This window comes from Neolewinella maritima (assembly GCF_923081025.1).
Classification (GTDB): domain Bacteria; phylum Bacteroidota; class Bacteroidia; order Chitinophagales; family Saprospiraceae; genus Neolewinella; species Neolewinella maritima.
In genome coordinates this window covers 132,473-151,463 of the sequence record NZ_CAKLPZ010000002.1, presented here as the reverse complement: position 1 = coordinate 151,463, position 18,991 = coordinate 132,473, and the positions used below count along the sequence as shown (strand labels likewise).

At 63.6% G+C, this 18,991-nt stretch carries 13 protein-coding genes; 10 read left to right on the top strand and 3 right to left on the bottom strand.

Features of this window, described 5'->3' with window-relative positions:
• Window positions 1-27: 27 nt before the first annotated feature.
• From MJQ68_RS09015 to MJQ68_RS08995, 5 genes are read left to right on the top strand one after another with little or no spacing between them, the layout of a single operon-like run.
• Window positions 28-1,905 (top strand): glucoamylase family protein, encoded by a 1,878-nt coding sequence (locus MJQ68_RS09015; protein WP_238750719.1) that lies wholly within the window; start codon window positions 28-30, stop codon window positions 1,903-1,905.
• Window positions 1,906-1,921: 16 nt separating this feature from the next.
• Complete coding sequence (locus tag MJQ68_RS09010; RefSeq protein WP_238750718.1) at window positions 1,922-4,633, top strand: T9SS type A sorting domain-containing protein; 2,712 nt, start codon at window positions 1,922-1,924, stop codon at window positions 4,631-4,633.
• A 3-nt stretch (window positions 4,634-4,636) separates the two neighbouring features.
• On the top strand, window positions 4,637-6,037 hold the full coding sequence (locus MJQ68_RS09005; protein WP_238750717.1) for a glucoamylase family protein: 1,401 nt from the start codon (window positions 4,637-4,639) through the stop codon (window positions 6,035-6,037).
• Window positions 6,038-6,081: 44 nt separating this feature from the next.
• The gene (locus tag MJQ68_RS09000) at window positions 6,082-9,069 is read left to right on the top strand and encodes a SusC/RagA family TonB-linked outer membrane protein (protein ID WP_238750715.1); all 2,988 of its coding nucleotides are present in this window, start codon (window positions 6,082-6,084) and stop codon (window positions 9,067-9,069) included.
• 39 nt (window positions 9,070-9,108) lie between these two features.
• The gene (locus MJQ68_RS08995) at window positions 9,109-10,566 is read left to right on the top strand and encodes a RagB/SusD family nutrient uptake outer membrane protein (protein ID WP_238750714.1); all 1,458 of its coding nucleotides are present in this window, start codon (window positions 9,109-9,111) and stop codon (window positions 10,564-10,566) included.
• 10 nt (window positions 10,567-10,576) lie between these two features.
• Here MJQ68_RS08995 and MJQ68_RS08990 read toward each other — a convergent pair whose 3' ends face one another.
• Window positions 10,577-11,215, bottom strand: coding sequence for a LysE family transporter (locus MJQ68_RS08990; protein WP_238750713.1), 639 nt, complete (start codon window positions 11,213-11,215; stop codon window positions 10,577-10,579).
• A gap of 120 nt (window positions 11,216-11,335) precedes the next feature.
• Window positions 11,336-12,673 carry a M24 family metallopeptidase gene (locus tag MJQ68_RS08985; protein ID WP_238750711.1) on the bottom strand — a complete coding sequence of 446 codons (1,338 nt, stop codon included), beginning with the start codon at window positions 12,671-12,673 and terminating at the stop codon, window positions 11,336-11,338.
• 112 nt (window positions 12,674-12,785) lie between these two features.
• Here MJQ68_RS08985 and MJQ68_RS08980 point away from each other — a divergent pair, with 112 nt between their 5' ends.
• From MJQ68_RS08980 to hisF, 5 genes are all read left to right on the top strand, one after another.
• Window positions 12,786-14,483 carry a GMC oxidoreductase gene (locus MJQ68_RS08980; RefSeq protein ID WP_238750709.1) on the top strand — a complete coding sequence of 566 codons (1,698 nt, stop codon included), beginning with the start codon at window positions 12,786-12,788 and terminating at the stop codon, window positions 14,481-14,483.
• On the top strand, window positions 14,483-15,085 hold the full coding sequence (locus MJQ68_RS08975; RefSeq protein WP_238750708.1) for a gluconate 2-dehydrogenase subunit 3 family protein: 603 nt from the start codon (window positions 14,483-14,485) through the stop codon (window positions 15,083-15,085). Before MJQ68_RS08980 ends, MJQ68_RS08975 begins: the two co-directional genes overlap by 1 nt.
• A 67-nt stretch (window positions 15,086-15,152) precedes the next feature.
• Window positions 15,153-16,310, top strand: coding sequence for an aldose epimerase family protein (locus tag MJQ68_RS08970; protein WP_238750707.1), 1,158 nt, complete (start codon window positions 15,153-15,155; stop codon window positions 16,308-16,310).
• 27 nt (window positions 16,311-16,337) lie between these two features.
• Entirely contained in the window at window positions 16,338-17,726 is a 1,389-nt protein-coding gene (locus tag MJQ68_RS08965) for a sulfatase family protein (protein ID WP_238750706.1), read from the top strand.
• 20 nt (window positions 17,727-17,746) lie between these two features.
• Complete coding sequence (hisF, locus tag MJQ68_RS08960) at window positions 17,747-18,505, top strand: imidazole glycerol phosphate synthase subunit HisF (RefSeq protein WP_238750705.1); 759 nt, start codon at window positions 17,747-17,749, stop codon at window positions 18,503-18,505.
• Here the strand turns inward: hisF and MJQ68_RS08955 are convergent.
• A complete protein-coding gene (locus MJQ68_RS08955) occupies window positions 18,502-18,975 on the bottom strand; it encodes a hypothetical protein (RefSeq protein ID WP_238750704.1) in 474 nt (157 codons plus the stop codon). The two genes, hisF and MJQ68_RS08955, sit on opposite strands and share 4 nt — an antisense overlap.
• Between the last annotated feature and the right edge of the window lie 16 nt (window positions 18,976-18,991).

Sequence of the window (18,991 nt, the reverse complement as noted above, 5' to 3'; positions counted from 1 at the left end):
AAGCGGCTAGCCCTTTTGATCCTGTACATGAACCCTTCCCTTGCCCTCCGCTCACTGCTCACCCTCTGCTGCACGCTCCCGTGCATACTATTCCTGCACGCCCAGGAAGCGGGCCCCGTGAGCGGGCTCACCGCCACGGGCTACGACCACCACGTGGAGCTGCGGTGGGATCAGGTGGTGGATCCCGCCGCCCGCAGCGTCCGCGTATTCGGTAGCCGGGGGGAGGCTGACTTCGCCCAACTGGGCACGGGCAGCCTGGCCGAGAACGGCTACATCGATTTTGTGGGCGACTTCGACGTCACGACGCGCTACTTCACTCGGGTGGTGACGCGGACGGGTGCGCTAGGTGCTCCGTCGGATACCGTGACGGCCCGCACGGAAGAGCTGAGCGACGAGGCCCTGCTGGATATGGTACAGGACTACACCCTGCGCTACTTCTACGACTTCGGCCACCCGGTGTCGGGCCTGGCCCGCGAGCGCAACACTACGTCCACGGTCACCTCCGGCGGGAGCGGCTTCGGGCTCATGGCGCTGATCGTGGGGGCCGAGCGGGGCTTTATCACCCAGGAGCAGGCCCTGGAGCGAACAACTAAAATGGTCGACTTTTTACTGACCGTACCGCGTTTTCAGGGGGCGTTTTCCCACTGGATGAACGGTGGTACGGGAGCGGTCATTCCCTTCAGTGCGCTGGATGACGGGGGGGACCTCGTCGAGACGGCCTTTCTGATCCAGGGTTTGCTGACCTCGCGGCAGTACTTTGCCGGGGATGCGGAGGCGGAAGTAGCCCTGCGCACCAACATAAACACCATCTGGAAGGCCGTGGACTGGAACTGGTACCGCAAGCAGACCGCCGAAGACGTGCTGTACTGGCACTGGTCGCCCACCAACGCGTTCGCCATCAACCTGCCGCTGCGCGGCTTCAACGAGGTTCAGATCACTTACATCCTGGCGGCGGCCGCCCCGGACGCTAGCCACCGCATCCCGGCCTCGCTCTACCACACCGGCTGGGCGGGCGACAACTACACCACCACCAACAGCTACTACGGTATCCCGCTACTAGTGGGCCGGGGCAAGGGCGGGCCGCTCTTCTTCACCCACTACAGCTACCTGGGCTTCGATCCGCGGGACAAGCGCGACCGCTACACGAACTACTTCGTGCGTAACACCAACCAGACCCTGATCAACTACGCGCACTGCGTAGAGAACCCCTATGACTACGCAGGCTATGGCCCGGAGGCCTGGGGGCTCACCGCTAGTGACGATCCGGACGGCTACAAGGCCCACGCGCCCGACAATCAGGAGACCGACAACGGCACCCTCACGCCTACCGCCGCCCTTAGCAGCATGCCCTACACCCCGGAAAAGAGCATGGCTGCCCTCAAGTACTTCTACCGCGAACGGGGCGACCGGATGTGGGGCCGCTTCGGCTTCTACGACGCCTACAATGAGGAGCGCAACTGGTACGCGGATAGCTACCTGGCCATCGATCAGGGCCCCATCGTGGTCATGATCGAGAACTACCGCAGCGGACTGCTGTGGGAGCTGTTCATGTCCAGCCCGGAGATCGCCCCGGCCCTGGACGCTATCGGCTTCGTGCGGGATTCCATGCCGACCACTTCGGTAGTCACTGCCCCGGACTTCCTGACCGCAGCACCCCGGCTGTACCCCAACCCAGCCTTCACGCACACGACGCTATCCATCGACCTGCGGGAGCCCGAGACGCTCTCCGTAGACCTGCTCGATGCACACGGCCGCGTGCTGGAGCAATTACTGGCCCCCACCGGCTTTGCGCGCGGAGCGCAGCGCATCCCCCTGCACCTGCGGCCCCGCCCCGCTGCCGGCCTGTACTACCTGCGGCTATCGAACGGGGAGACCTCGCGCGCGCTGCCCTTACACACTAACTAACCTTAACAACACGATCATGCAACGACTTCTACTCCTTATTCTCTGCTGTGCGGGCCTGGGCCTGTACGGACAAACCGTAGTGCTCGAAGACTTCGAGACCGACTCCGGTATCACCTGGGTAGCCGGCAACGGCACGTATAACGGGGTGGTGGACAATCCCCAGGACAGTATCGGCCCTAACCTGAGTCCCAACGTAGGCTCCTACACCAAAAGTGGCGAGCACGCCTTCAGCCTGTTTACGGGCACCTTTGCCGATTCGCTGGACCTGTCGACAAATAACCGCTTTACGATCCAGGTATACGCCGGGGCGGCCACCAGCTTCATCATGAAGCTGGATGGTAACGGGCCCAGCGTGGAGATGACCAAGAACATCCCCGTAGCCAACGCATGGCGCACCTATACCTTCGACTTCAGCAGCGTGGCCACTACGCTGCGGGCCGGACGGGTGATCCTGTTCTTCGATGACGGCGTGGAGGCGAGTGCCGATACCTACCTGTTCGATAACCTGACGGTGAGTCCGGCCGGGCCCTGCGCGGGTACCGTAGTGGACGCTAGCATCATCGACGACTTCGAGTGCCAGCGCAACGCGACCTACGGGGCGGGCTTCGATGACCTGGAGGTGATCGTGAATCCCGATAAGAGCGGCATCAATACCAGCGATAGCGTAGGACAGTACACGGACCAGAACGGACCCTTCGTAGCCCTGGTGGCCGAATACGACGACCAGCTGGACCTGAGCACCAACAGTCAGATCTGCATGAAGGTATGGGCCCCCGTGGCCGGCGAACTGCGCTTCAAGCTGGAGGGCAATTCCGCTCCCGTAGAGCTGGGCACCGAAATCTCCGAGGAGCAGACCGAGCAGTGGATCGAGGTGTGCCAGGACTTCAGCGCCGCCGCCGGAGGGGACTACCGTAAGATCGTGTTCTTCTTCAACATTGGTGAAGAGGACACCGAGGGCGACATCTACTACATCGATGATATTGTCCGTAAGCCCGCCCCGCCGGTAGAGGCCATCGAGGACTTCGAGGACGGTGCCAGCCTGAGCTGGGGACCCCTGAACGGCAATGCCGCCCTGAACGGCAGCTTCTCGGTCATCGCCAATCCGGACATGACGGGCAACACCAGCGCTAACGTAGGTAGCTACGTACGCGGTAGCGGCTCGCTGTCTACCCTCACGACCACCCTGCCGGCCGGTATCGACCTGACGGGTAACCCCCAGCTGAACCTGGACGTCTGGTCGCCCGACGCCAATACCACGATCATCATGCAGCTCGTCAGCGCCGGTGACGGACCCAAGAACGTAGAGGCCACCACGGGCGCGGCCTCCACCTGGACGACCCTGAGCTTCAACTTCGAGGAGTTTGAGGACGTGACCGACTTTGCCCAGATCAACCTCATCTTCGCGCCGAACACCACCGGCACCAGTACCTACTACTTTGACAACCTCGTGCAGGGGCAGAGTACCGTAGGCGCCTGTGTGGATGTAGAGCCCGACCCTAGTATTGTCGACGACTTCGAGTGCCAGCGCAATGCCACCTACGGCCTCGGCGCGGAGCTACTGACCGCCGTGGACAATCCGGACGCCGGTCCGGACTCCCCCAACCAGAGTACCCGCGTGGGTGAGTTCCAGGATCCCCCCGGTGCCTTCAACGCCCTGGTCATCGACTACGATTCGGTGGGGCTGGACCTGAGCCTGCGCAACCAGTTCTCGGCCACCGTCTGGGCCCCCGTGGAGGGCCAACTGCTCTTTAAGCTCGAAGGCGGTACCGGGGCGGATGTGGAGCGCTTCGTAGATATCGACACCACCAACGCCTGGTCGACCTATACCGTCGACTTTAGTGATGCGGTCGACGGCGGCTACACCCGCCTGGTACTCTTCTTCGGCGCCGGTACGGATAATGCTACGGCCAACACCTACTACATCGACGACATCCGGTTTACCCGGGCGGCTTACGTGAGCTCCTGCATCACCACCTTTGACAACGAGGATTACACGGTGAGCGACTGGCAGTACTTCGCCAACGGCGCCCTATCGGAGGCTGAATTCATGATCATCGATAATCCCGATACCACGGGCATCAACACCAGTGCTCGTGTGGGCGTGTTCGAAGAAGCGAATGATGGGGAGGAGTTCGCCGGTATGTTCGCCGACCTCGAAGCTCCGATCCAGTTATCGGCAACCAACAAGAACGTCACGATGAAGGTCTGGATGTCGGTGGCCGGCACGGTCGTCTTCAAGCTCGAAGCCGGGCGCGACGGGGCACCGGGTAGTGGTGACGTAGCCGCGGACTACACCACGCCCGGCGAGTGGCAGGAGCTCACCTTCAACATGAGCAGCCTGCCCGACGGAGCGGAGTACGACCGTATCACCCTGATCATGAACCGTACGGAGACGCCCGCCGAGAACCTCACCCACTACTTCGACGACATCGCCGTAGGCGGTGGAGACTGTGCCGACCTGGTCAGCCTATTCGCCCCCGTGACCATCGAGCGCCTGCGGGTATACCCCAACCCCATCAACGGCCAGCTCACGATCGAGAACCCACTCGAAGCCACCCGCTTCGTCCTCACCAATATGTTGGGCCAGCAGGTCGAGCAGCTCCAGGTACAGGGGGCGCGCACGCAGGTGCAGTGGGAGCTCGACGGCCTACCGACCGGTACCTACCTCCTCACCGCCCAGGACCGCAGCGGCCGGCTGATCGCCCGCTCGATGGTCGTCAAACGCTAGGCCATGCGCGCACTGGCTGTCCTGCTCCTCGCCCTGCTCACGACCTGTCAGTCACCCCCCGGGGGTGGCGGACGGGCCGTGAGCGACGGTGCGGGCGGTACAGTTACCGACACCACGGCCTTCAGCATAGACGAGCTGCAGCGCCGCACCTTCAACTACTTCTGGGAGACGGCCCTGCCCGGCAACTACCAGATCCCCGACCGCTGGCCTACGGAGAACTTCAGTAGCATCGCGGCTACGGGCTTCGGCCTCACCAGCTACCTGGTGGGAGTAGAACGCGGCTACGTGACCCGCGACGAAGCCGCCGAGCGTACCCTGCTGACCCTGGAACAGCTCTGGACCCTCCCGCAGGGCCCCGCGATGACCGGCGTGGCCGGCTACAAGGGTTTCTTCTACCACTTCCTGACCAATGACCAGGCCCTGCGCTTCAAGGAGGTGGAACTGTCTACCATCGATACCGGACTGCTCATGGCGGGCATCCTGTCGGCCCAGAGCTACTTCGATGCGGATACCGACCGCGAGCGACGCATTCGCGAGCTAGCCGACCAGCTCTACCGCCGCGTGGAGTGGGACTGGAGCCTGAACGACGAGGGCCGTATGAGCATGGGCTGGCGACCGGACCGCAAGTTCATCCCCGCCCAGTGGAAGGGCTACAACGAAGCCATGATCCTGCTGGTGCTGGGGCTGGGCTCTCCCACCCACCCGCTACCCGACGATGCCTGGCAGCGCTGGACGGACGGCTACGAATGGGCCGACTTCCAGGGCTACGAACACCTGAACTTCTCGCCGCTGTTCGGCCACCAGTACAGTCAGATGTACATCGACTTTCGGGGCATTCAGGACGACTACATGCGTGAGCACGACAGCGACTACTTCGAAAACAGTCGCCTGGCCACCCTGGCCAACCGCGCCTACTGCATTGACAACCCCGGCGAGTTCGCCGGCTACGGACCCCGGCAGTGGGGCCTGACGGCCTGCGATGGTCCGGGCGGCCTCGATACGGTCATCGACGGCCGGCCGCTCAAGTTCTTCGGCTACCGCGCCCGCGGTGCATCGGCCCGCCATGTCGTGGACGACGGTACGATCGCCCCCACGGCAGCCGGCGGCTCGGTGCCCTTCGCCCCCGAAGAGTGCCTGGCGGCCCTGGAGCATATGTGGACCACCCAGTACGACAGCCTGGTGGGTCGCTACGGCTTCCGCGATGCCTTCAACCCGACCTACACCTTCGACGGGCATACGGGCGGCTGGTACGATATCGACTACCTGGGCATCGACCAGGGCCCGATCCTGATCCAGCTCGAGAACCACCGCTCGGAGCTGGTGTGGAAGCTGATGGCCAAAAACCCCTACATCCGGCGCGGGCTGGAGCGGGCCGGCTTTACCGGCGGCTGGCTGGCTGACTAACCGCCCCGCCCTGCTCAGACTGCTATTCTACCAAATACTACCCCATGTATCGCGTACTTCATACCGCCTTTGCTTTTTTCTGGGGCCTTTGCTTAGTGGCCCAGACTACCATCACCGGTACGGTCACCGATGGCAGCGAGCCCCTGATCGGGGTGAGCGTACAGGCGATCGGCACGTCTTCCGGAACCATTACGGACTTCGACGGGAACTACTCGCTATCCGTGCCGGCCGGCAGTGACAGTCTGGCCTTTTCTTACCTGGGCTACCGGCCGCAGCGGGTCGCCATCGCGGGCCGTACGGTCATCGACGTCACCCTCGGGGAGGCCACCGAACTGCTGCAGGAGGTGGTCGTGATCGGCTACGGCGTGCAGCAGAAGGACGATCTGACCGGTGCCGTAGGGGTAGTGAGCTCGGAAGACCTTACGGACATTCCCACTCAGTCGCTGGGCCAGTCGCTACAGGGCAAGGTGGCGGGGCTGCAGATCATCCCCAGCTCCGGCGCGCCGGGGGCGGACGCCATCTTCCGTATCCGGGGCGTGGGCACGCTCAACAACGCCGATCCGCTCTTCGTGGTCGACGGGATGATCCTCAGCGACATCTCCTTCCTCAATCCGCAGGACGTAGCCAGCGTTTCGGTGCTCAAGGATGCCTCGGCCACGGCCATCTACGGGGCACGGGGCGCCAATGGGGTCATCATCATCACCACCAAGCAGGGCGGGGACGCAGGTGCCGGGCGGGTCACGCTCAACGTCTACGCCGGCTCCCAGGAGGTGGTGCGCACCATCGACCTGCTCAACGCCACGGAGTACGCCACCTTGATCAACGAGGCCGACGTGAACGAGGGCCGTGCGGCCCGCTTCGCCGACCCGGAGCAGTACGGGGAGGGCACCGACTGGCAGGACGTCATCTTCCGTACCGCGCCCATCTACAACGCTAACCTGTCCTTCACCGGCGGTGGCGAACGGGGCTCCTTCAACGTAAGTGCCAACTACTTCAAGCAGGACGGCATTATCGAGGGCAGCACCTTCGAGCGCTTCACTACCCGCCTGAACAACACCCGGCAGGTGAAGGACTGGCTCACCATCGGCAGCAACCTATCGCTCATCTTCAATACCGCCGACCGGATAGATGCCGGCGGCGTGATCGGCGGGGCTTACCGCTCCGACCCCATTACGCCGGTGCGCGACTCGCTGGGTAACTTCGGTAACACGGCCATTTTCGGTAGTACCGGCAACCCCGCCGCGACCATCTTCTACACCAACGACGAGCGCAGCGCCTACCGGGCCGTGGGTAATGCCTACGCTGACGTCCGCTTCCTGGAGCACTTCACCTTCCGCACCAACTTCGGGCTCGACTTCGACTACGACCGCGAGCGCCGCTTCACGCCCGTCTTTGAAGTAAGTACCATCCAACGCAACGAGGAGAGCGACTTCAGTAGCCGCACCTCCTACCGCCGTAACTGGCTCTGGGAGAACACCCTGAGCTACAATCAGGACTTCGGAGTACACGCCCTGGATGGGGTAGTGGGCGTCACCTACCAGGACAACTTCGGTGAGTTCATCCGCGGAGCCCGGCAGCGGCTCGTGGGCGAGGATCCTTCCTTCTTCTACCTCAATAGCGGCGACCCGACCACGGCCGTCAACAGCGGGGGCGTAGATGGAGGCGACTGGGGCCTGGTCTCCTACCTGGGCCGCGCTAACTACACCTACGACGGCCGCTACCTGCTCACGGTATCCGGCCGGGTGGACGGCTCCTCCCGCTTCGGGGAAAACTTCCGCTACGGCTTCTTTCCCTCCGTAGGCGTAGGCTGGAACGTATCGCGGGAGGCCTTCTGGCCCGACGGTAGCGCCGTGAGCCGGCTCAAACTGCGTGCCAGCTGGGGGCAGACCGGCAACGACCGCATCGGGGAGTACGCCTACGTACCGCGGGTATCGAGTACCGCGGGTGCTGTATTCGGCCGGGAGCCGGTACTGGTCGTAGGCTCTACCCTCACGGGACTGGCCAATCCCGACCTGCGCTGGGAAGAAACCACGCAGAGCGATATCGGCGTGGAGATCGGTCTGTTCGATGATCAGTTTGTACTAGAGGCTGACTACTACCGCAAGGTGACCGACGGAGTGCTCTACGCCGCGCCCATCCCGAATTACATCGGCGCCAATGCCCCGGTCCGGAACATCGGCGAGGTACTCAACCGCGGAGTGGACCTGAGCGCGAGCTATCGGCAGCGTACCCAGGCCTTCACGTACTCCCTCGGGGGCAACGTCAGCTTCGTCCACAACGAAGTGCTCAAGGTAGACGGGCGGGGCAGCGACCTCTTTGGGGGCGGCCTCGGCATCGGCGGTCAGCTGGGCACCAACTCCCGCGCGGGCTTCGCGGCGGGCACCTTCTATGGCTACGAGCTGGACGGTGTGTTTCAGAACGAGGAAGAGCTCACGCAGTTTGCCCAACTCGGCAGCCAGCAGGTCGGCGACCTGCGCTTCCGGGATCAGAACGGGGACGGCCGCATCACCGCCGCCGAAGACCGGGTGGCCCTGGGCTCGGCCATCCCCGATATGATCCTGGGGGTCAACGGCTCGGCGGCCTACCGCGGTTTCGAGTTCAGCTTCGACCTCACCGGTCAGTTCGGTAACGAGGTCATCAACGCCAAGAAGATGGCCCGCTTCGGCGCCTACAACTACGAGGTGGATGCGCTGAACCGCTTCACCGGGGAGGGTAGCAGCAACAGCGAGCCCCGGATCACGATCTCCGGACAGAACACCGAGACCCTCTCCTCCCGCTTTGTAGAGGACGGCTCGTACCTGCGCCTGCGCAACGTCACGCTGGGCTACCGCTTCGCTTCGGCCCTGACGGACCGGCTGCGGCTGCAGTCGCTGCGGCTGTACGTGTCGGGTACGAACCTGATCACCTCCCAGGACTACTCGGGCTACAACCCGGAGATCTACAACGGGACCGTATTCGACAACGGCATCGACCGCGGCACGGTCTACCCCATCGCCCGCACCATCACCGCCGGAATCGACGTATCTTTCTAATAACTCCCCCCCCCCCCCCACCGGGCAAGCCTATCTACCATGAAATCATTACTCAGCTACTTCGGTGTCGTGGTCCTCGTGCTGACCCTATCCTGTACCGACGTGATCGACCGCACGCCGCAGGGCGAATACACGCTGGAGAACTTCTTCCAGACCGAGGAGCAGGCCGTACAGTCCGTCAATGCCGTATACAATCAGCTGCGGCAGTGGCAGACGCACGTGTTCAGCTTCATCGGGATGACCGATATCGTTAGCGACGACTCCGATAAGGGCAGCACCCCCTCGGACGGCTTCTTCCTGCAGGAGATCGACGACTTCACCTATACGGCTACCAATGTGGGTCCCGCCACGGTATGGGAGGGCTACTACACCGGGGTGTTTCGCAGCAACCTGGCCATCGATCGCATTCCCGCCGTGCCCGAGATGGACGAAGCCCTCCGCAGCCGGCTGATCGGGGAAGCGCAGTTCCTGCGGGCCTATTTTTACTTTAATCTCGTGCGCTGGTTCGGTGACGTACCCCTGATCCTGGAGCCCTTTCCTACGGACTTCGAGATCCCCCGCACGGCCCGCGACGAAGTGTACGCCCAGATCGAGGCAGACCTGCGCGCCGCGGCCGATGTACTACCTGCTTCCTACAGCGGCGTCGACGTAGGCCGGGTCACTAGCGGCGCGGCTACGGCCATGCTCGCCAAGGTGACTCTGACCCGCCAGGACTTCCAGGCCGCCGCTGACCTGGCCCTGCAGGTGATCAATAGCGGACAGTATAGCCTACTGCCCAGCTACACCCAAATATTCACGCCGGAGGGGGAGAACAGTAGCGAGACCATCTTCGAAGTGCAGGCGGCTGCCTTCGAGATCGGCGGTGGCGGCTCCCAGTACAACGAGGTGCAGGGCGTACGCGGCACGCCTAACCTGGGCTGGGGGTTCAACCGGCCCAGCGACGACCTGGTCACCTCCTACGAAGCCGGCGACCCCCGCCGGGACGCGACCATCCTGTACGTCGGCGAAGTACTGCCCGACGGCTCCGCGATCGTGGAGGACAACCCCAACATCCAGGGCGAACGCTATAACCAAAAGGCCTTCGTACCCGACCACCCCGGCGGCAACGGTAACGGGCCGGGCAACATCCGCATACTCCGCTACGCCGATCTCTTGCTCATTGCCGCCGAGGCCCTGAACGAGATCGGTCAGTCCGAGCAGGCACTGGTCTACCTGAATCAGGTCCGCACCCGCGCCCGCGGTAACAACCCCAACGTACTGCCTGATGTGTCTACCACCGACCAGAGCGACCTACGCCAGGCCGTATACCGCGAGCGCCGCGCCGAGCTGGCCCTGGAGCAGCAGCGCTGGTTCGACCTGGTACGTACCGGCCGCGCGGCCGAGGTGATGCAGCCTCTGCGGCCTGAGTTCACCGCAAACAAGAATGAATTATTCCCCATCCCCCAGTCGGAGATCGACCTGAGCCAGGGTGCGTTGGAGCAGAATCCGGGGTATTAGAACTACAGAACTACCCCCCATACACCCGCCAGCCCTGCACGCCCGCCAGTACGCCGAATACCACTGCCACCACCAGGTGAATGTGCCGGGTGATGATGTGCGCGTGGGCATCGACCCATTCGGCGCTGCGGGCGTAGGCTCCGAGAATGAGCGCCGCACCGGCGACCGCGCCCGCCACGAAGCTGATCTTGGCGACTACGGCGGGGGAGAGGATGCCCTGGATCATGAGCCAGCTGCCGATGGCGAAGAAGTAGGGAATGGCCAGGAAGTTGACCAGGCTCACGCTCAGGCCCTGTACATAGGGGTGACGGATATCTTCCTCACCCGGCGCGGTCTCGTCCAGCTGCCCCTCGGAGCGCTTGCGGAGGTACTTGATGAGAAAGAACACTGCCAGGAAGATCAGCACCGGCACCGCCCACCAGCTGAGGAGCTCGACGATATCAGGCTTGCTGCGCAGGTAGTTGACGCCGACGATCGCTACCGAGGCCTGCACGAGGAAGACCGTCACGACCCCGCCGACGTACCAGTAACCCGCCCGCGGCCCGGCCCGTAGACTGGTGGCGGTCACCGATAGGTTGAGCATCCCCGGGGGGAGTACGGCGCCGGCAGCAGCCGCCACGCCGAGTAGTAAGGCGATGAGAAGATCCAAGCAGGACGGATTTAAAGGGAAGTAGCCATGCGATCGGTGGTCGAAAAACCAGCGTGGTACGGTGTACCAGAGCAAAGCTTACATCCCCTTGCTTGGTTCATCGCCGGGCTGTCCTAGCGCCTACTCAATGAGGTAGAGCGCGTGCTGCCGACCATCGATGTAGCGAAACTGCTGGCCGTCCCAGTAGCCGTCCTCCTCCATCATCATGCGGATGTCCTTGTCCCATTCAGGTAGGTGGACACGGGTGTTGAGCTCGATGCTGTAGGCGGTGTGGGGGTAGACGGGGTAGTCGCCGCGTACGGCTACGCCCTCCTGCTGGTCCCAGAGCCCGATGGTGGGGCCGGCCCCGTGGCCGTGGTAGCCGATGGGGTGGGTGTAGACGGTGGGCTGCAGACCTTCCTCCCGGCCCTGGGCCAGGGTGAGGGCCAGCAGTTCGTTGCCCGTGCGGCCGGTCTGGAAGTGGCCGGTCAGGATATCCATCACGCGCTTTCCTTTCCCGAAGGCGTCGCGCAGGTAGGCGGGGGCCTCCGTCTCGCCGGGCCGCAGCACGTAGGCATTGTGCTGGGTATCCGTATTGAGCCCGCAGTAGGTGATGCCGTAGTCGCAGTGCAGCAGGTCGCCGGGCTGAATCACCGTAGCCCCCGGCCGCTCGCTGAAGGCGTAAAGTTCCTGGTTTTCCGCCCGCTGCACATCTACCGTGGGGTGAAACCAGATACCCAGACCGAGGGCGCGGGCGCGTTCACGCAGGTGCCAGACGACCTCCTCCGTGGTGGTCACGCCCGGGATGATGGTGCGGTTGCTGAAGGCCTCGGCGATGATGTGGTGGGCCACTTGCATGACGTGGCGGTATACGGTCAGCTCGGCCGGGATGCGGGTCTCGAGCCAGCCGATGGCGAGTTCTTCGCCGCTCACGATGCGCTCAGCAAGGGGCTCGGGCAGGTAGGTCTGGAGTTGGGCGTAGTGCTCGGCGGTGAGGCCGTCGGCCAGTCCGAAGTCGGCACTGCGGTTCACGGCGATCTTGCGGGGCGCGCGGGATGCGATGAGGTCGGTAAGGGCCTGCCACTGATCGGGCTCGGCGTCCGGATCCCAGGCTTTTTTAAATACCTCGCCGACGTCGTAGCGGGCGCAGGCCAGGGTTTCCAGGGGCTGGCCGTCGCCGGGGTCGTACACGAGCAGCATGGTGGTGCGGCGGGCACCCATCCAGCTGCTGGGGAGCATGGTGGTGAGTACGGGATCCTCGTTGTACTCCCGGCTGATGAGTAGCCACATGTCGATACCCGCGCGGCGCATCAGGGCGGGCAGTACGGTGGTGGCGCGCTCCTGCAGCCAGGCGTCGTGAAGCTCGGCCTGCTGCTGTAGGCTCAGGATGGCGGGCGGGGGGCTGGACTGGCTGCTGGCGGCACGGGGCAGGCACAGCACGCAGACTAGGAGCAGACAGCAGGTAAGAAGGCGCGGCACGGTGGGGTGATTTACGGGCGGGGAAGGGATACGTAAAGCTAGTACGCAGCCAGTGTCTGCGGGAATCCGATGAGACCTTTATCTTAATGCCTTCCTCAACCCACCTGACCCTATGGCCAACTTCAACATCGATGCCGATAAATCCGTGACCTACGACGCGATCGTGGTCGGCTCCGGCATCTCCGGCGGCTGGGCGGCCAAGGAGCTCACCGAGAAGGGCCTGCGTACCCTGGTCCTGGAGCGCGGCCGCATCGTGGAGCACGTCAAGGACTACCCCACCATGAACCTGGACCCCTGGGACATGGACCTGCGCGGCGGCCTCACGCCCGAGGAACGCGACAAGCACTACAAGAGCATCCGCTCCGGCTTCATCGGTAAGGATACCGAGCACTTCCACGCCAACGATCGCGAAAACCCCTATACCGAGGTCAAACCCTTCCTCTGGATCCGCGCCCACCAGCTGGGCGGCCGCTCGATCCTGTGGGGCAAGCAGACCTACCGGCTCAGCGACCTCGACTTCGAGGCCAACGCCCGCGACGGGCACGGGGTGGACTGGCCCATCCGCTACCGCGACATCGCACCCTGGTACACCTACGTGGAGAAATTCGCCGGCATCAGTGGCGCGCCGCTGGGGCTGCCGCAGTTGCCCGACAGCCACTTCCTGCCCCCCATGGAAATGAACTGCGTGGAGAAACACGTAAAGGCCCGGCTGGAAAAGGAATTTGCCGGTCGCCACCTCATCATCGGCCGCTGCGCCCACCTGACCGTGCCGCACAACGGCCGCGGCAAGTGCCAGTACCGGAACCGCTGTAGCCGGGGCTGTCCGTACGGCGCCTACTTCAGCAGCAATGCCGCTACACTACCGGCCGCCCACGCGACGGGCAAGCTCACGATCCGGCCCTTCTCGATCGCCCAGTCGGTGCGCTACGACGATACCAAGGGTACGGCCACCGGCGTGCGCGTGATCGACTCGGAGACCGGCGAGACCGTAGACTACAAAGCCAAAGTGATCTTCCTGAACGCCTCGGCCCTCGGCAGTACGCAGATCATGCTCAACTCCACCTCGAAGCGCTTCGAGAACGGACTGGGTAACGACAGCGGCGAGCTCGGCCACAACCTGATGGATCACACCTACCGCATCGGCGCGGTGGGTACCGTGGATGGCTTCGAAGACAAGTACTACAGCGGCCGGCGGCCCAATGGTATCTACATTCCGCGCTACTGGAACGTGGATGAGCAGTCCCGGTCGGACAAATTCGTGCGCGGCTTCGGCTTCCAGGGCGGCGGCGGGCGCACCGGCAACAACAACCTGGAGGGCCACGGGGCGGACTATAAGGAAAAGCTGCTGCAGCCCGGCCCCTGGGAGTTCTTCATCACCGGCTTCGCCGAGTGCCTGCCCTATCATAGCAATAAGGTGACGCTCAATGACGCGGTGCGCGACAAGTGGGATCAGCCTACCCTGGCCATCGACGCAGAGTGGGGCGCCAACGAGCACGCCCTCAACGACCAGATCCAGGAAGATGCCGTAGAGATGCTCGAACGCGTAGGCCTGCGGGATATCGTGGGCTTCAACAACCGCCACGAGATGGGCTACGGCATCCACGAGATGGGCACCGCCCGCATGGGCCGCGACCCGAAGACCTCGGTGCTCAACGCCTTCAACCAGGTACACGCGGCCAGGAACGTCTTTGTCACCGACGGCGCCTGCATGACCTCCTCGAGCTGCGTCAACCCCTCCCTCACCTACATGGCCCTCACGGCCCGGGCGGCCGACCACGCCGTATCCGAGCTCAACAAACGCAACATCTGATGATGAACCGCAGAGCACTCCTCCGCCAGGCCAGCTGGCTGGCCGGCGCTACCCTCACTGCCCCGACCCTGGTGGGACTCCTTCAGTCCTGCGCCCGGGAAGACCCCCTGGACTGGGAGCCGCAGTACTTCACCCCGGACGAGGCCCGCTTCGTCACCGCCTACGTCGATACCCTGCTGCCGCGCACGGATACGCCCGGCGGACTCGATGTCAACGTACACGTATTCATCGACCGCGTGATGGGCGTGAACAGTCCCGCGGGCGATACCCCATCACCCATGCAGGCCGGTATCCTGGAATTCGACGACGGGGCCCGCACCAAGTACGGTAAGGCCTTTTACGAGTTGGACGAGAGCCAGCGGGGCGAGCTCTTCATCGCCGCTGAAAACCTGGCCCCCCGCTACCAGCCGCAGGTCTGGGGCACGGCCGTAGGTGAGCAACCCCCGGTGGGCTTTTACCGCTCGCTCAAGTCGATGGCGCAGTGGGCTTACCTCAGCTCCGAAACGATCGGCACCGAGGTGCTGAACTACGATCCGGTACCAGGGGCCTACAACGGGTGTATCCCGCTGGATAGCGTGGGGGGACGGTCGTGGAGCCTGTAGGCAGTACAGTAAGGTTTGGCCGTTATGCGGTAAGCTCAGTACATTCCTGTACCCCAAACGGACCGGAATGCACTACATCATTGTTCTACTTACTATCCTTCTGATCGGCTGTAGATCGGCACTCCCGACGGACGAAAATGTCTCTGCCGGTAGGGAGTCTGCTACCAGCCTCACCGTCGCGCAGCGGCCTTTCGGAGCTACCGAGGAAGGGCCGGTCACGGAGTATACCCTGACGAACGGGCAGGGCATGCAGGTGAGCGTTATCAACTACGGCGGTATCATCACCCAATTGTGGGTGCCCGACCGGCAGGGTGTAGTGGACGACGTTGTGCTGGGCTTCGACAGCATCGCCGGCTACCTGGGGGAGTACCCCTACTTCGGGGCACTTATCGGGCGCTACGGGAACCGGATCGCGGACGGTCGCTTTAGTCTCGACGGACAGACCTACACCCTAGCCACCAACAACGGACCCAATAGTCTGCATGGCGGACTGCGGGGATTCAACCGCAAGTACTGGACGGCCACCATACTACGGGAGGCCGATCGGGTGGGGGTATCCCTGACTGGCAGCAGCGCCGACGGCGAGGAAGGCTATCCCGGAAACCTCCAAGTGACCGTCACCTACTGGCTCAACAACGCTAACGAGCTCCTTCTGGAGTACCGCGCCGAGACGGATAAGGCTACCCCCGTCAACCTCACCAACCACTCCTACTTCAACCTGCGGGGGGCCGGCCGGGGAGACGTGCTCGGTCACGTGCTGCTGCTCGACGCTGACACCTTCACCCCCGTAGACAGTACCCTCATCCCCACCGGGGAGCTGCGCCCGGTAGCGGGTACGCCCTTCGACTTCACCACGCCCACGCCCATCGGAGCGCGCATCGACGCGGACAACGAGCAGATCGCATTCGGTGGCGGCTACGACCACAACTTCGTGCTGAACGATGCGGGCAGTGGGATGCGGCAGGTCGCTACGGTGTACGAGCCCACGAGCGGGCGCACGCTGGAGGTGGAGACCACCGAGCCGGGCGTACAGTTTTATACCGGCAACTTCCTCGACGGCACCAACATCGGCAAGGGCGGTACGGCCTACACCTACCGCAGCGGATTCTGCCTGGAGACCCAGCACTTCCCCGATTCGCCCAATCAGCCAGACTTCCCGTCGACGGTACTGCTACCGGGACAGGTGTACTCGACGCAGACGGTGTACCGCTTTGGGGTGCGGTGAATTGGCGGGGTGCCTTACTTTAAGTGCATGAATCAGTCGTGGTACCCCTGGCTCCTGGCCATTTTTCCGCTCCTCTCGGCCTGCACCTCTCCCCAGGACACCGCACCTGCGGCCCCGCCCCCTAACATCATCCACATCTTCGTAGACGACCTGGGCTACGGCGACCTGAGCTGTTTCGGGGCCACCGACATCGCTACGCCGCACATCGACCGGCTGGCCGCGGAGGGCATCAAGTTTACGGAGTTCTACTCGGCCTCCGCCGTCTGCTCGCCCTCGCGCGCCGCCCTGCTGACCGGTCGCTACCCCGTGCGTATGGGAATCAACCAGGTGTTCTTCCCGGAGAGCTTCACGGGCATGCCGCCGGAGGAGGTGACCATTGCCGAGCTACTCCGGCCCCTGGGCTACGCCACCGGTATGGTGGGCAAGTGGCACCTGGGGCACATGGAGCGCTACCTGCCGCTCAATCAGGGCTTCGATAGCTACTATGGCATGCCGTACAGCAACGATATGGAGAGCGCCGTGTACCTGAGCGGTAACGAAGTAGACTCCTTCGACGTCGACCAGCGCTATATGACGCGCACCTACACCGAGCGGGCGCTCGATTTTATCCGCGACCGGGCCGGGCAGCCGTTCTTCCTCTACCTGGCGCACAACATGCCGCACGTGCCGCTCTACGCGTCGCCGGACTTCGTGGGTAGCTCCGACCGGGGACTCTACGGCGACGTCGTGCAGGAGCTCGACTGGAGCGTAGGGCAGGTCCTGCGGGTGCTGGACTCGCTGCAACTGGCTGAGAATACCCTCGTCGTGTTCTCCAGCGACAACGGGCCGTGGCTTGTCATGGAGGATCATGGCGGGAGCGCGGGTGCGTTGCGGGAGGGTAAGCAGTACACCTTCGAGGGCGGCATGCGGGTACCTACCGTAGCGCGCTGGCCGGCACGGATCGCGGCGGGGCGGGTATACGAGGACCTGGCTACGCAGATGGACTGGATGCCCACCTTCGCCACTATCAGCGGAGCTACTCTGCCTCCGGACCGGCCCATCGACGGCTGCGACCTGACCGCCGTGCTGGAGGGCACGGGTGAGCGGGAAGACCGGGGGCTGCTCTACATCTACGCCAACGAGCTACGGGCCTACCGCCACGGCGACTACAAGGTGAAACTACCGTACGCAGGCTACGCCGGCTCACCCGGTATGAAGGCCGTGGCGGCCCACGATACGCTGCTGTATAACCTGAAGGACGACCCCGGCGAGCAGCACAACCTGCTGACTACCGAGCCGGAGCGGGCGCGGGCCTTGCTGGCGGAGATGCACAGGGAGTACGACGAGCTGCTGCCGCTGCCGGAGCAACTGGTAATCCGCGGTCGGGCCGATCGATCCCACTACGACTACCTGGCGGGCAAACGGGCTGCTGACTAGCGATTGCCTAGTTTTGCGGCATGCTAGCAAAGCGCATCATACCCTGTCTGGATATCAAGGACGGCCGTACCGTCAAGGGCGTCAATTTCGTGAACCTGCGCGATGCCGGCGACCCCGTAGAGCTGGGCGCCAAGTATAGTCTGGCCGGCGCCGACGAGCTGGTCTTTCTGGACATCACCGCCACCCACGAGCGCCGCAAGACGCTGGCTGATCTGGCCCGTGACATCGCCCGCCACCTCAATATCCCCTTCACGATCGGTGGCGGCATCAAGTCGTTGACGGACGTGGACGTGTTACTGGATGCCGGGGCGGACAAGGTGAGTATCAATTCCGCCGCCGTGCGCCGGCCGGAGCTGATCGATGAGCTGGCCTACGCCTTCGGTAATCAGTTCGTGGTGGTGGCCGTGGATGCGAAGTTTGTCGACGGCGACTGGTACGTACACCTCAACGGCGGCCGCATCAAGACGGCGCACAAGCTCTACGACTGGGTAGGGGAGGCGCAGGAGCGCGGCGCGGGCGAGATCCTGTTCACCAGTATGGACCACGATGGCACCAAGGCCGGCTTTGCGAACGCGGCCCTGGCACGGATGAGCGATCAGCTCAGCATACCCATCATTGCCAGCGGCGGGGCCGGGAACAAGGAGCACTTCGCCGAGGTATTCACCACGGGCAAGGCCGATGCCGGGCTGGCCGCCAGCATCTTTCACTTTGGGGAAGTAGGGATCGGGGAGCTGAAGACCTACCTATCCGGGGAGGGGATCGCGGTGCGGCCGGTCTAGAATGAGTCTGCAGCCGCTAGACCCCCACCGACGGCTATTCCGATGAAGGCAATAGCGGTGAACAGCAGTTGGATGATCGTGAAGATGCCGAATATCTTGAGCAGGCGACTCAGCGAAGCGAAGGCTTCCGCCATCGCGACGGTATCTCCACGGTCTACGGTGGCTACCGCCTTTGCGCCGAAATTGTACAGCAGGTAGGTGAGGTAAAAGAATAGTGCGAAGATGACTCCGTAGACGATGAGGATACCCGTCATCGCTCCGCCCACCGCTTCACCGCCACTACCGAGGGCCAGGGCTAGAAACGTGCCTCCGAATAGGACTAACAGAATTACCCCGATGCCAATCGAAACCATCGTGACAATACCCAGAAAGCGGGCCCACTTGCCGGCTTTGCGTAGGTTTGCGGCAGCCAGGCCATCGACGGTCAGGCCACTGCCGTAGCCACTGTCTAATGTAGTATCTCCGATCATATCTGTGAGGGGTGAG

Coding starts and splice junctions, on each gene's coding strand:
- MJQ68_RS08980 (WP_238750709.1), top strand. CDS start 12,786: ATGGCCAACTTCAACATCGATGCCGATAAATCCGTGACCTACGACGCG.
- MJQ68_RS09010 (WP_238750718.1), top strand. CDS start 1,922: ATGCAACGACTTCTACTCCTTATTCTCTGCTGTGCGGGCCTGGGCCTG.
- MJQ68_RS08970 (WP_238750707.1), top strand. CDS start 15,153: ATGCACTACATCATTGTTCTACTTACTATCCTTCTGATCGGCTGTAGA.
- MJQ68_RS08965 (WP_238750706.1), top strand. CDS start 16,338: ATGAATCAGTCGTGGTACCCCTGGCTCCTGGCCATTTTTCCGCTCCTC.
- MJQ68_RS08995 (WP_238750714.1), top strand. CDS start 9,109: ATGAAATCATTACTCAGCTACTTCGGTGTCGTGGTCCTCGTGCTGACC.
- hisF (WP_238750705.1), top strand. CDS start 17,747: ATGCTAGCAAAGCGCATCATACCCTGTCTGGATATCAAGGACGGCCGT.
- MJQ68_RS09000 (WP_238750715.1), top strand. CDS start 6,082: ATGTATCGCGTACTTCATACCGCCTTTGCTTTTTTCTGGGGCCTTTGC.
- MJQ68_RS08975 (WP_238750708.1), top strand. CDS start 14,483: ATGATGAACCGCAGAGCACTCCTCCGCCAGGCCAGCTGGCTGGCCGGC.
- MJQ68_RS08955 (WP_238750704.1), bottom strand. CDS start 18,975: ATGATCGGAGATACTACATTAGACAGTGGCTACGGCAGTGGCCTGACC.
- MJQ68_RS09005 (WP_238750717.1), top strand. CDS start 4,637: ATGCGCGCACTGGCTGTCCTGCTCCTCGCCCTGCTCACGACCTGTCAG.
- MJQ68_RS09015 (WP_238750719.1), top strand. CDS start 28: ATGAACCCTTCCCTTGCCCTCCGCTCACTGCTCACCCTCTGCTGCACG.